This is a genomic window from Mycobacterium branderi, assembly GCF_010728725.1.
GTDB classification, from domain to species: Bacteria; Actinomycetota; Actinomycetes; order Mycobacteriales; family Mycobacteriaceae; genus Mycobacterium; species Mycobacterium branderi.
The window spans coordinates 3,951,643-3,965,393 of sequence record NZ_AP022606.1 but is presented as its reverse complement, the minus strand read 5'-3'; the positions used below and the strand labels follow the sequence as shown (position 1 = coordinate 3,965,393).

The following is a 13,751-nucleotide window of genomic DNA, read 5'->3' as shown; positions in this document are numbered from 1 at the left end:
TACGTTAGCGGCGGCATCACGGAATACTCGGTCGACTGCCGACACGAAGACATGCTGTCGGCCGAATCGCTCAGTCGCTATGGCCAACAACTCAAACTTTCATTAGTTCCTCTGCCCGTAGACAGCGCTGCCGATCGGCATGGGCCAGACCACTTTTCGCGCTCGACCACCGCGGCGGTGTCGCGACTGCAGCCGTATGCGGCGCCGGTTTTCGCCGACATGCCTGCGCTTGCCGCGCGGACCGGCGCGGTGGACCTCGGCATCGGTTATCCCGACGAGGACGGACCACCCGCGATGCTGAAGGCCGCCCAGGACGCGATTGCCGAGGGCTTCAATCAGTACCCGCCGGGAATCGGCATCGCGTCACTTCGGCGTGCCATCGCCGGACAACGCAAGCGGCACTTCGACATCGATTACAACCCGGACGGCGAGGTATTGGTCACGGTCGGCGCCACCGAGGCCATTGCGTCGGCAATGCTCGGTCTGGTTGAGCCGGGTTCGGAAGTGTTACTGATCGAGCCGTTCTACGACTCCTATTCGCCGGCGGTAGCGATGGCTGGTGCACGGAGGGTTCTAGTGCAGCTGGTGCCCGACGGTCGCGGCTTCGCTCTTGACGTCGACGCGCTGCGGCGCGCCGTGACCCCCCGGACCAGGGCCTTGATCGTCAACTCACCGCACAACCCGACCGGCATGGTGCTGACCGCAGATGAACTCACCGCCATTGCTGACATCGCCGTGGACGCCGACCTGCTGGTCATCAGCGACGAGGTCTATGAGCAACTCGTGGACCCCTGGCCCGAAGGACGTCGCCACCTCCCACTCGCCGGGTTCGACGGCATGGCCGAGCGCACGATCACCGTCTCGAGCGCGTCGAAGACGTTTAACTGCACCGGCTGGAGGATCGGATGGGCCTGCGGCCCCGCGCGGCTCATCGCCGGGTTGCGGGCGGCCAAACAGAACCTGACCTACGTGGGCGGCGCGCCGTTCGAGCATGCGGTCGCATTGGCGCTCAACACCGAGGACGACTGGGTAGCTACGCGACGCACCTTGTTGCAGGCCCGGCGAAACCGGCTGGCCACGGCGTTGACCGAGATCGGTTTCGGGGTGCACGACAGTGTGGGCAGCTATTTCCTGTGCGCTGACCCGCGTCCGTTGGGCTACCACGACAGCACGGCGTTCTGTGCGGCGCTACCCGAGAAGGTAGGGGTGGTCGCGATGCCCATGTCGGATTACTGCGATCCGGCCGCCGAGCATGCTGCAGTGTGGAATCACCTGGTGCGCTTCAACTTTGCGAAGCGCGATGAGACCCTCGATGAGGCAATCAGGCGACTAGCCATGCTCCCGGGCGGGCGCAGTTACCGACGGGCACATTCTTCGAACCGATTGTATGGCCGACACCGCAAACTTTCAGTAGAGACTTAGGCGGAGGGAAAAGCCCATGGGATTGATACCAAATTTCTATGAACTCAAAGAGACCGCCGAGGAATCCATCGACCTCCTCAGGCGTGCAGTGGCCGCACTGGAAAAGCTAGCGGCAGAACAGCAGCGAACCAATGACCTATACGCGAAGGTAAATCGGGTCTCCGTGGTGCATGCTCGAAACTCGACGAAGCTGTAGCTGGTCGATCGTGTAGCCGGACGCCGGGCCTCAATCGCGTCCCACGCGATTTCAGACGGGCCCTCTGTGAACCCCTGCCCAGCGCCAAACGTTTCTATGGTTATGGCGAGGGAGGCGAAGTGAGCGGACTCGAGAACCTGGATTTCTTCACCGACAAGTCGCTCGTCGAGGACCCCTACGACTACTACGATGCGATTCGTCGTTGCCCAGTATGGCGTGAGCCGGTGCACGGTGTGGTGATGGTGTCGGGGTACGACGAGGCCGTCGACGTGCAACGCGACCACGACCAGAACTTTTCGGTATGCAATATCGTCAGCGGACCGTGGTCGGGGATTCCGATTGAATCCGACAGCGACGACGTCTCGGAGCTGATCGAGCAGCACCGGCACAGGTTTACGTTCGGCGACTACTTCATCACGTTTGACCCTCCGAAGCACACCGCGCACCGCTCGCTGTTGAGCCGTTTGTTTACGCCGAAGCAGCTCAAGAACAACGAGGACGTCCTGTGGCGTCTTGCCGACGAGCAACTCAACCGGTTCATCGCGGAGGGTAAGTGCGAGATCGTCGTCGACTACAACTCTCCGTTCACGCTGAACGCGATTACAGACCTGCTGGACGTGCCCGAGGACGACCGTGAGCGATTCCGCCGCGCTGCACGAGCCAGCAGGCTCGAAGGCGACCGCAGCGGCTTCGTTGGCGTGAAAGAGGAGTGGTTCGTCGAGTACATCGAGGACCGGCGGCGCAATCCGCGCGACGACGTCCTCACCGAACTTGCGCTGGCAAAGTTTCCCGACGGCACGGTACCCGACGCGATTGACGTTGCCCGCGTTGCCACGTTCATGTTCGCCGCCGGCCACGGCACGACGATCGACCTACTGAGTCTGGCGATGCTGATGCTCGCGGAGCGACCGGCCTTGCAAGAGGAACTGCGGGAGGACAACTCAAAAATCCCCGCCTTCATCGAGGAGATGCTGCGCTTCGAAAGCCCGATCAAGTCGAACTTCCGGATGGCGCGAAGGACTACCAGAATCGGCGACGTCGATGTGCAAGCCGGTACCAGCGTGCTCGTGATGAACGGCGCGGCAAACCGCGATCCACGACGGTTCGACGAACCCAACGAATTCCGCCGCGACCGTCCAAACATATTGCAACACATCGCTTTCGGCCGCGGCGTCCACACGTGTCCGGGCGCCCCGATTGCACGCGCCGAAGCACGGGTGAGCTTAGAACGACTCCTTGACCGGATGGCCGACATCCGGCTTTCAGAGACCGAGCACGGACCGGCAGGCGCTCGTCGGTTCACATGGGACCGCACCCTGCTGTTCAGGCGGCTCAAGGAATTGCACATCGAATTCACGCCGGTGCACTGAGCGGATCAGCTCACGCTGCCAGGTCGCGCTGGACGTATCCGTACACTCCAACTCCGGTCAGGACCACGCCGATGAGCAGGAAAATGGTGGGCCGACCAGAAAGAAGTATGCGGCGATGGCGTTCGTGGTCTGCACGACCACGTTCGCCAGGAAACCGCCGACAACCGGCAAACGGCACGCCGGTGATTTTGGTCCCGCCCCAAACGGCGACGCCGGCCGAGCAATGCAGGGCAACGACAGGGCGCCGACCGCAGCGGCGGCGGAGGGGAGCCACCCGACGCCTACCGCGGCCAGCATCAGCCCAACACCCAGGGCCGCGACCGCAAGTCCCGTGGCGCTGGATCGCCTCGGCATCACTTGCGCCGCGAGTAGAGCTGTTGTCGCGAAAGTCAAAGCAACACATGTGATGCCGGCTGCATAGATCAGCGCCCCGGTCGGCTCAGTACGGGCCGCCAATAGACCCGCCGCGACGGCCACGCCGATTAGCGTCGCGGATCCCGCGAGCGCGGCCAGGCAGCGGACCACCACGTCGGCCATTCGCAGGCGTCCCGCAACAAGCAGATCCCAGCGCCGGCCATCCTCCTCGCCGCGGGTAATACGTGTGGCGGCCAGCATGATCCAGACGCTGACGAGCACCGAAACGGCGGGGCCGGTGCGCCACACAGTGAAGCCGCCGGGATCGTCGAGAGCTACCGGCGGGCCCGACAAGATCCGTATGGCGGGATTCTCACCGAGTGCGCGCAAACTAGGTTCATCCAGCAAGTCGCCGATCGGCCGGTATTCGCTGGCGACCAACGCCGAGATGCCCCCGCAGATCAAGGCGACCGCCATGGCACCGAGGCGAAGCTGACGCACTGCCAGCCGGCTTACCGCCCGGCTCGGCGTGGCGGTTGTCATGGTACAGCTTCGCCGTAGTAGTCGAGGAAGATCTCCTCGAGCGTCGGTTCGCGCATCGCGAGCGCGGTGACGTCGGCTGTGGCGAGCGCTCGAAGCGCGGCCACCGGCGACCCAGTCAGGTTGAACCGCAACCGGTCACCGTCCAGCTGCTTGACACCTGACACACCCGCGACGTCCGCAATGGAAGGCCGAACGCCGCGATAAGACACCTCGACTACGGTTCGGCGCAACCGGCGTAATTCGGCGATGCTGTCAATTTCGACGAGTCGCCCGGCACGCAGAATCGCGACCCGGTCGCATACGGCTTCTACCTCCGCCAACTGGTGAGAGCTGAGGAATACCGTCTGGCCTCGCTCACGTGCTTCTGCGACACAGCTGCGAAATACTCTCTCCATCAACGGGTCTAAGCCACTTGTCGGCTCGTCGAGCACTAGAAGCGCAGCCCGCGTCGCGAAGGCAGCGACAAGGGCCACCTTCTGCCGGTTGCCGGTCGAATAGGTCTTGGCCGGCTTGTCGAGCTCGAGATCGAACCGGTCGACCAGCTCGGCGCGGTACGCCGCGTCGACACCGGGGCCTACGCTGCCAAGCAGCTCAAGGATTTCGGCGCCCGTCAGTCCCGGCCACAGTGCGACATCAGCGGGCACGTATGCGATGTGACGATGGGACCGACGGACATCACCGGCAGCGCAATCGAAGATCTTGGCACCGCCCGCTGTCGGGCGAATTAATCCGAGCAGCAGGCGAATCGTCGTCGACTTGCCGGCACCGTTGGGGCCCAAAAACCCGAACACCTCGCCGGGCGCGACGGTCAAACTCAGGTTCTGGACGGCCACAACCCGGCCGAACCGCTTGGTCAGACCGTCGACACGGATAGCCGGGCGGAAAGCTGCGGGCGTCGGGGATCCCACTTCTGCAGGGTAGGTCACCCCACCTTCTCGGCAAGTCTTTTGGACGCCTCTTCCCCCATGGTGTCGGATCCGGTCCCGGCCATACGTCGAGTGAGTAGAGGCAACACCGAGAAGGGAGTACCCGCCATGTCCAACTACGTCCTGAGCTTTCGCAACCCCGGCGTCAACCCGACAGCCGAACAAGAAAATGCGTGGTCGACCTGGTTCAGCAAGATCGGCTCACACATCAGCGATTTCGGCAGCCGCGTGGGGCGCGCAGTGATGCTCGGTGAGCCTGGCGAGCCCGGTGACCAGCTGTCCGGCTACATCGTGATCACCGCCGACGACCTCGACGCTGCCGTACAGATCGCGAGCGGCTGCCCGCTGCTCGGCTACGGCGGCCGTGTCGAGGTGGGCGAGACCATCCCCGCGTAAGCCGCGAAAGTGCAACTGGCGACGGATCCAAACGAGAAACTTGCTCGCCAGCTGGTAGCGGGTCGCGGTCGTTTCGCTGATTCCTCTGCGCTCCGCCAACGTCAACCCCATTCACCGGGCATGCGCGCATTTTCAATGAGGCAACGAAGTCGATGGAGCGGTGTAGAATCGAATGTATGTTCGATATCGACGCATCGGCTCAGCTCAGCACCTGTTTTGCTAACGCGGACGACGCCGGTGTGGTCGACGCGATCACGTCGGCGGCGCGGGCGCAGAGCGCGATGTGCGGGCGGGAGTTGGCCGCGATCGGTGAGTTGTACGCGCGGCGCGCGCCTGAGGACGATGTCGACCGGGAAAGCTGGGCCATCGACGGGCATGAAAACGTGGTGGCCGAAGTGGCCGCCGCGTTGGGGATCAGCCGTGGCCGTGCCCGCGGGCGGCTGCGGTATGCGATCGCGTTGCGTGAGCGGCTGCCCCTGGTGGCCGAGGCTTTTGCGGCGGGGGCTATCGATTTTCGGGTGATGGCGGCGGTGGTGTGTCGCACCGAATTGGTGCAGGAGCCGGCATTGATCGCCAAGATCGATGCCGCGATCGCGCGCCATGGGCACAAGTGGATGCGCCTATCGGAGCCCAAGCTCTTCGAGCGCATCGATATGTGGGTAGTCCGATTTGATCCGGCCGCGCAGCGGGTGCCCGGGGAGCGCAACCAGGATCGTTATGTCGAAATCGGGCCCGTCGAAACGGGATTGGCCGGAATCTGGGCCCAGGTTCAGGCTCACGACGGCGCCGCGTTGGATCACAAGCTCGATGCGCTGGCCGCCACGGTGTGCCGGAACGATCCGCGCACCAAGGCGCAGCGACGTGCCGATGCGCTGGGTGCCCTGGCCGCCGGATTAGACGTAATGCGGTGCGCGTGTGGATCTGCGGATTGTGCTGCGGCAGCGCGGAATCCAGGCACAAGCGTGATGATCCATATGTTCGCCGATCAGTCCTCCGTGGAAGGTGAATCGCAGGCACCGGGTTTCCTGCCGGGGTTTGGACCAGTTCCCGCACCGGTGCTGCGCAACCTGGCGGCTACCGCCAAACTCAAGCCCGTCGTGAAGCCGTCGGCTGACCCGGAGCCGGGGTATCGTCCGTCGACGGCGTTGGCCGAGTTTGTACGGCTGCGGGATTTGACGTGCCGCTTCCCTGGCTGCGATCTGCCGGCCGAATATTGCGACATCGACCATACGATCCCATTTCCTCTTGGTCCCACGCATCCGTCGAACCTCAAGCTGCTGTGTCGTTACCACCACCTTTTGAAGACCTTCTACACCGGCTGGGTCGATCAGCAACTCAGCGACGGCACCGTCATGTGGACGGCTCCAACCGGCCACACATACACCACCACCCCCGGCGGCGCTGTGTTCTTCCCGATGTTGGCCGACTCCACAGGCGAATTGGTGTTGCCTACAGCGACAAAGCCGCCCGGCGAGAACCGCGGACTGATGATGCCCGCCCGGAAACGAACCCGCGCCGAGGAACGCGCCTCCCGGATCGCCGCCGAGCGTCGCATCAACGAAGAACGCCTTGCCGAAGAACGGCGAAAACGCGCCGCCTGGATCGCCGCCAATTACGAGCCGCCGCCCTTCTAATACGCGATTTCGCTGATGTTCTGCCCTCCCGGTGGCGGCATGCTGGCTACCATGAGCGAACTGCCGCTGAACTGGAGTGAGTTGGGCGTGAGGGAGCTGCCGACCGGAACGGTGACGTTGCTGCTTGCCGACGTCGAAGGCTCCACGCAGCTCTGGGAAACCCAACCCGACGAAATGACCGACGCCGTCGCGCGCTTGGATCACACTCTGTCGGATGTCATCTCGGCTTACAACGGGGCGCGCCCCGTCGAGCAGGGCGAGGGCGACAGCTTCGTAGTCGCATTTTCGCGCGCCAGCGACGCTGTCGCGTGCGCCCTCGCATTGCAGCGAGCACCATTGGCGCCAATCCGGTTACGCATCGGCCTGCACAGCGGCGAGATCCAACTGCGCGACGAGGGCAACTACATCGGCCCGACCATCAACCGCACCGCACGAATCCGCGACTTGGCGTACGGCGGTCAAACCGTGCTCTCCGGCGTCACCGAGGCCCTGGTCATTGATCGACTACCGCCCGATGCCTGGCTGACAGATCTGGGCAGCTATCCACTGCGTGGCCTGCCGCGACCGGAACGGGTGGTGCAACTGTGCCATCCGGACATCCGCAACGAATTTCCAGCCCTACGCACTCCAAGTACTGTTGCATCACAGCATCTTCCGGTGCAGCTGACCAGCTTCATCGGACGCACGCATCAAATCCACGACGTACGAAAGATACTCACGGAGAACCGGCTGGTTACGCTGACGGGCGCTGGTGGCGCCGGCAAGACCCGCCTTGCGATCCAAATCGCGGCGCACATGGCAGGTGAGTTCGGCGACGGCGTCTGGTATGTCGATCTGGCGCCGATCACCGACCCCGAACTGGTGCCCGTCGCCACCGCGCGAGCATTGGGGCTTCCTGATCAGCCTGGCCGATCCACCATGGACACCCTGATCCGGTCGATCAGGGACCGTCAGATGCTGGTGGTGCTCGACAACTGCGAGCACCTACTCGACGCGACCGCAGCATTGATGATCGACCTGCTCGGCGCCTGTCCCAACCTGACGTTGTTGGCGACGAGCCGAGAGCCGATCGCCGTCGACGGCGAGGTGACCTGGCGGGTGCCGTCACTGTCGCTAGCCGACGAGGCCATGGACCTGTTCGCTGACCGCGCGCGGCGGGCGAAGCCGGATTTCCGTACCACCCAGGGCAATACGCACTGCATCGAAGAAATCTGCCGGCGCCTCGATGGCATGCCGCTAGCTATCGAACTCGCGGCTGCCCAAGTACGCGCGTTGTCTCTCGATGAAATCCTGGATGGTCTGCATGATCGATTCCGGCTGCTGACCGGCGGCGCGCGCCGCGCCGTTCGTCGACAGCAGACACTGCATGCGTCGGTCGACTGGTCACACACCCTGCTCACCAAACCCGAGCGGGTGTTGTTTCGCCGACTCTCGGTGTTCATGGGGGGCTTCGACCTCGAGGCAGCGCAGGCGGTGGCAAGCGGCGGTGACGTCAAGGCTCATCAAGTCCTCGATCAGCTCACGCTACTGGTCGACAAGTCGCTCGTCGTCGCCGAAAACGCAACAGGCCGAACACGATACCGGCTGTTGGAGATGGTACGGCAGTACTCGCTGGAGAAGCTCGCGGAGTCGGGCGAAGCGGATGCAGTGCGCATCCGTCATCGCGACCACTACACGGCCCTAGCGGCCACGCTTGACGATCCGAGCCGCGATAGCCACGACCAGATGCTGGAAAAGGCCGAAACCGAAATCGACAATCTGCGGGCCGCTTTCGCATGGAGCCGCGAATACGGCGATATCGATCAGGCTTCCGCGCTGGCATCGTCGCTGATATCGCTGTGGCAGGCGCGCGGCCGCATCGTTGAAGGAGCGACCTGGTTCGACGCGGTCCTTGGCGATGGAAACGCGGCTAGCGCCGAGGTAGCCGGCGCGGTACGCGCCCGGGCCCTGGCGGACAAGGCTTTGCTCGACGCGTGGGGCATCGCACCGGCCAGCCTTGATCAGGCCGAGGAAGCCGTCGCGATCGCGCGTGACATCAATGATCCCGCGCTGCTAGCACGGGCGCTCACCACCTGTGTGGGCATTGCTGCCTACAACCTGGAGGTGGCACGGCCGTATTTCGCCGAGGCGATCGACCTGGCCCGCGCGCTCGGTGACCGATGGAGGTTGAGCCACATCCTGGGCTGGCAGGCGTACGCCGCATTCATGGCGGGTGATCTAGTCGCGGCCGACGCTATAGGTGAAGAGGGCCGCGAACTCGCCGATTCGATCGGCGATCACTTCAGCTCACGATTCTGTCGTAATTGGACCCACACGGCGCGCTTCTTGCAGGGTGATCTGGCCGCGGAGGCTTCGCGCTCGCGGGAGATGGTAGCCGAGGCCGACGAGTCTGCAGATCTACTCAATCGCTTTCTCGCCCTACAGGAACTGAGTTGGGTTGCGGCTTATCAGGGCAGGACGAGCCAGGCGCAAGACGCTGTCGACGCGCTCATCGAGTCAGCGGCCGCGATAAGCAGGGTGCACGAAGGGGTCGCCTACATGGCCGCAGGCCTAGTGGCGATGGCGCGGGGCGACGTTGTAGCAGCCAAAAACGCCCATGAAGTGGCGTGGCAGCACATGAGTTTTCATGAGGTATCGGCCATATTCCTTTGGCGCAGGGCGGAGGCCGCACTGGCAGCCGGCGATCCCATGGCCGCACAAGAGTGGGCCGACGACGCCCTCTCGTCAACGACCGGATGCCACCGGATGATGGGGCTGGCAGCACGTGCTCGCATAGCCATTGCCCAAGCAGAGTCGCAGTCTGCCGACCGCGATCTCCACGACGCGCTTGCGATTGCCGCCGAGTTCGGGGTGCAGACGGGTGTGCCGGAAATCTTCGAGTGTCTTGCCTTCGTGGCGTATCAAGCCGAAAGCCATCAGGAAGCTGCCCGTCTCTTCGGAGCGGCCGACGGGATCCGGCAACGCATCGGCGCAGTTCGTTTCAAGATCCACGACGCCGATTACGAAGAATGGGTAAACGCGCTACTTAATTCGATGGACGCCAACGACTTTGGCACAGCATGGGCCGAGGGAACTGCATTGTCCACCGAGCAAGCGATCGCGTACGCCCAGCGCGGCCGCGGCGAACGCAAGCGCCCGTCGAACGGCTGGGCCTCGTTGACTCCGGCCGAACTCGACGTCGCCCGGCTCGTCAGCGAAGGGCTGGGCAATAAGGACATCGCCACACGGCTTTTCGTCTCACCGCGGACCGTGCAAACCCACCTCACGCACGTCTACACCAAGCTGGGCCTCAGCTCGCGTGTGCAACTCGCCCGGGAAGTTGCGCGCAGAACTATCGCGTGATCGTCGCCGCGTCGCGCACCAGCGCGCACAGCTGCCAACGCCCGGGCACACCCTTGAGTACGTGTTCGCCGCGGTCGGCGAATCTGCGCCGCGAGCCGGTGACGATGTCGCGCACCGTCGACGACACCAACACCTCGCTGGGGCCGGCCAAAGCGGCGACGCGCGCACCGATGTGCACGGCCATGCCGGCAACGTCGGCGCCACGCACCTCCACCTCGCCGGCGTGGATGCCCACCCGCACCTCGATACCGAGCACCCGTACGGCGTCGACAATCGCGTCCGCACAAGCAATCCCGGCGCTGGGGCTGGTAAACGTCGCGACGAACCCGTCGCCGGCGGTGTTCACTTCTCGGCCGCCGAACCGCTCCAGCTCGTGGCGAATGATGGTGTCGTGGTTGTCGAGCAGATCGCGCCAGCGACCATCGCCGAGAGCAGCCGCACGCTCGGTCGAGCCGACGATATCGGTGAAAACGATTGTAAGAAGCACACGTTCGGCGTCGAATCCGCTGCGTACGCCGGTGATGAACTCCTCGATCTCGTCGAGCATCGGCGCGGTGTCGCCCACCCAGTACAGCGAATCGATGCCGGGCAGCTCGACAAAACGTGATCCCGCGATGTGCTCGGCCAGGTAGCGACCATGACCAACCGGAATGAATCCCACGTCTCTGCGATGCAGGATCAACGTCGGGGCGGCGATGCATGCCAGCCTGTCGCGCACATCGGCGTCGATCACCACCTTGGTCGCAGCACGGGCCATGCTCGGCGATGCCGCACGGTTACCGGCGAGATCCCACCACGCGCGGAACGCGTCGTCGCGGGCAACGCTCGGCGCAACGTTGCCCAACACGTCGAAGCCCTGCTCGACGGCGTCGGGCTCCGTGCCCACTGTCATGAACTGACTGGCGGCACCTAACTGCGCACCCACCGGATAGTCGGGCGCTCGAAGCACTCGCGCTGCGCCGTTGACGATCACCAGGCTGCGAACTCGCTCCGGGTAATCGGCGGCAAGCACGATACCGACCATCGCGTTGAAACTCGGTGCGAAGATCGCCGCCTGCTCGCACCCGGCCGCATCCATGACCGCGATCGCATCCTCGGCCCAGAACCGCGGGCCCAGCATGTCGGGTGATGGGATTCGTGACGACAGGCCCATTCCGCGGAAGTCGAAGCGGATGACGCGGCTGAACGAGGCCAGGCGCCGGTGGAAGCGGTACATCGACGGCTCGGCGTCGATGGTGTCGATGGGGATCGACGGCCCCGGCACCACCAACAGGTCGATCGGGCCGTCGCCGAACACCTGATAGGCGATGTCCAACCCCAGCTCTGCGTCGCCACAGCTGGCGTAGCGAGTTCGCGGAGCCTGCACCACGGCCACAGGCTAGTTCAGAGACCCGACAGCAGTCTGCTCAGTCCCGAACCGGATGCCGGTCGCGTCCCGGCCGATCGCGGTGAGCAGCGCAACCGTGACCAGCACCGGCCCAATGGTCGCGGCCAAGGCAAAGGGATAGCCGTGGGAATCGGCCAGCCGTTCCTGAATCGGCAGATTGAATGCGGCCAGCAGGTTTCCCAACTGATAAGTCACGCCGGGGTAGAAGCCACGGATCGCGTCCGGCGACATCTCGGTCAAGTGCGCCGGGATGACGCCCCAGGCGCCTTGCACCACGACCTGCATCAGGAACGCACCGAGGCACAGCATGGCCGCGGTCCGCGAGTACGCGAACAACGGCACGATCGGCACTCCCAGCACCGCACAGAACACCACCGTGTAACGACGGCCCAACCGTTGGGAGAGCGTGCCGAAGGTCAGGCCGCCGACAATGGCACCGACGTTGTAGATCACCACGATCGACTTGGTCGTCGCGGGGGACAGGCCCGCACCGGCCGACAGGAATGTCGGGTAGACGTCCTGGGTGCCGTGACTCATCCAGTTGAACGCGGTCATCAGCAGCACCAGGTAGACGAACCGCCGCACAATCGAAGCGTCGGCCAGAACGTCGCGAATCCTGGTGTGAGTCAATCGCATCCGGTCCTGCGTGGCCTCCCACACCTCGGATTCCCTGACCCGGTAGCGGATGATGAGACTGACCAGGGCCGGGATGATGGACAGTCCGAACAGCCAGCGCCACGACAACCCCAGCCAGTTCATCACCACCAGCGACGCCACCGTTGCCAGCAGATAGCCGAATGCGTAACCCTCTTGCAGCAGACCGGAAAAGAAACCGCGTCGCTGCACTGGAACCTTCTCCATTGCCAGCGCGGCCCCGAGCCCCCATTCGCCGCCCATCCCTATGCCGTACAGCAGCCGAAGGATAACCAGCACAGTGAAATTGGGCGCGAACGCACACAAAAATCCGACCACGGAATAGAACGTGACGTCGACCATCAACGGTAGCCGCCGTCCCACCCGGTCGGCCCACAGCCCGAACAGCAGTGCACCCACCGGGCGCATGACGAGGGTAGCCGTCGTCAAAAATGCAACTTCAGTCTTGGTGTGGTGAAAGGTTTTTGCGATATCGGCGTAGACCAGCACCACCAGGAAGTAGTCGAACGCATCCATCGTCCAGCCCAGCAACGCCGCGACGAATGAATTGCGCTGGTCGGCCGTGAGCCGTTGTGCACTCACTTCTTCTCGGCGCTGTCCCACACCTCGATGATGGTGCGCAGAATCTCCTCGGCGCGGCCCAACCCGGCGAGATGGCTTTCGCCGGGCAGGTGATACAACTCCGCGTCGGGCAGCCTGTCGACGACGTGTTGTCCATGGGAGAACGGAACAATGTGGTCGCGGTCGCCGTGCCACCACCGCACCGGAACCTTGACCTGCTCGAGCCGAAATCCCCAGTCGCGGGCGAATACTACGACGTCGGCGAACGGGGCGGCGAGCTGCTTTCGGCTGCCGTTGAGCAGATCGTCGAGGAACATCGCCTTGAACTCCGGTCGGACCAGCAGGCGCCGATCGGCTTCCGGAGAGATCCGCGCATACAAATAGAGGGCGGGCTCGGCAACCGGCCGCAGCATCCGGATGAAACCGACCGCCGCCAACCGGATCGGCAGTCCGGCCACCGTGAGCAACGGCGCCACGAGTGTCCCGAGTGCCATCACGCCGCCGCCGATGGCATCCGCGCCGGTGGTCGGCGCGACGCCACCGAGCACCCCGACCGTCACCACGCGGTCCGGCATCGCCGCCGCGCAGCCGAGCGTGTACGGCCCGCCGCCGGAAAGGCCGATGACCGCCATCTTGTCGATGCCGAGCGTGTCCGCGACAGTGCGCAGGTCGTCGGCGAATGCGACGACGGTGTCGTACTGGTAGGGCGTGGAGGAGCCGATCCCGGGCCGGTCGACACCGATCAGCCGGATGTTGTTCTCCTCGGCGTAGACCCGCGCCTCGGTGGGAATCTGCCGACGGGCGCCCGGGGTCCCGTGCAGCCAGAAGATGGCCCGCCCCTGTGGGTCGCCGAATTCGGCGAACCCGAGTTGGCGGTCATCGCCGACAGCGATGTTGCCTTCCAGCTTGGGGCGAGCGATAGCGATAACCATGACCAGAGTGTTTCATGTGCGGTGTACGTCGAAC

General features: G+C 64.3%; 9 protein-coding genes and 1 pseudogene. 5 read left to right on the top strand and 5 right to left on the bottom strand.

Annotated elements, in window-relative coordinates:
* Positions 1–111: 111 nt before the first annotated feature.
* Both G6N47_RS29340 and G6N47_RS19300 read left to right on the top strand, forming a co-directional pair.
* Positions 112–1,341 (top strand): annotated as a pseudogene (locus G6N47_RS29340) (pyridoxal phosphate-dependent aminotransferase); the annotation flags it as partial.
* 396 nt (positions 1,342–1,737) lie between these two features.
* Complete coding sequence (locus tag G6N47_RS19300; protein WP_083132049.1) at positions 1,738–2,988, top strand: cytochrome P450; 1,251 nt, start codon at positions 1,738–1,740, stop codon at positions 2,986–2,988.
* Positions 2,989–3,045: 57 nt separating this feature from the next.
* On the opposite strand, the gene G6N47_RS19295 is transcribed toward G6N47_RS19300, so the two are convergent.
* Both G6N47_RS19295 and G6N47_RS19290 read right to left on the bottom strand, forming a co-directional pair.
* The gene (locus G6N47_RS19295) at positions 3,046–3,885 is read right to left on the bottom strand and encodes a hypothetical protein (RefSeq protein ID WP_139799516.1); all 840 of its coding nucleotides are present in this window, start codon (positions 3,883–3,885) and stop codon (positions 3,046–3,048) included.
* The gene (locus tag G6N47_RS19290) at positions 3,882–4,793 is read right to left on the bottom strand and encodes an ABC transporter ATP-binding protein (RefSeq protein ID WP_197945482.1); all 912 of its coding nucleotides are present in this window, start codon (positions 4,791–4,793) and stop codon (positions 3,882–3,884) included. Before G6N47_RS19290 ends, G6N47_RS19295 begins: the two co-directional genes overlap by 4 nt.
* A 126-nt stretch (positions 4,794–4,919) precedes the next feature.
* Here G6N47_RS19290 and G6N47_RS19285 point away from each other — a divergent pair, with 126 nt between their 5' ends.
* From G6N47_RS19285 to G6N47_RS19275, 3 genes are all read left to right on the top strand, one after another.
* A complete protein-coding gene (locus G6N47_RS19285) occupies positions 4,920–5,207 on the top strand; it encodes a YciI family protein (RefSeq protein ID WP_163659699.1) in 288 nt (95 codons plus the stop codon).
* A 176-nt stretch (positions 5,208–5,383) separates the two neighbouring features.
* Positions 5,384–6,841 (top strand): HNH endonuclease signature motif containing protein, encoded by a 1,458-nt coding sequence (locus G6N47_RS19280; RefSeq protein WP_083132045.1) that lies wholly within the window; start codon positions 5,384–5,386, stop codon positions 6,839–6,841.
* Between the two features lie 51 nt (positions 6,842–6,892).
* On the top strand, positions 6,893–10,183 hold the full coding sequence (locus G6N47_RS19275; RefSeq protein WP_083132161.1) for a helix-turn-helix transcriptional regulator: 3,291 nt from the start codon (positions 6,893–6,895) through the stop codon (positions 10,181–10,183).
* Here G6N47_RS19275 and G6N47_RS19270 read toward each other — a convergent pair.
* The 3 genes from G6N47_RS19270 to G6N47_RS19260 are packed head-to-tail and all read right to left on the bottom strand — an operon-like array spanning position 10,173 to position 13,717.
* Positions 10,173–11,552: an adenylate/guanylate cyclase domain-containing protein gene (locus tag G6N47_RS19270; protein ID WP_083132160.1), complete on the bottom strand. Its 1,380-nt coding sequence runs from the start codon at positions 11,550–11,552 to the stop codon at positions 10,173–10,175. The genes G6N47_RS19275 and G6N47_RS19270 overlap by 11 nt on opposite strands.
* A gap of 9 nt (positions 11,553–11,561) precedes the next feature.
* On the bottom strand, positions 11,562–12,806 hold the full coding sequence (locus G6N47_RS19265) for a sialate:H+ symport family MFS transporter (protein ID WP_083132044.1): 1,245 nt from the start codon (positions 12,804–12,806) through the stop codon (positions 11,562–11,564).
* Complete coding sequence (locus tag G6N47_RS19260; protein WP_083132043.1) at positions 12,803–13,717, bottom strand: alpha/beta fold hydrolase; 915 nt, start codon at positions 13,715–13,717, stop codon at positions 12,803–12,805. The genes G6N47_RS19265 and G6N47_RS19260 overlap by 4 nt, the downstream gene beginning before the upstream one ends.
* Positions 13,718–13,751 lie beyond the last annotated feature (34 nt).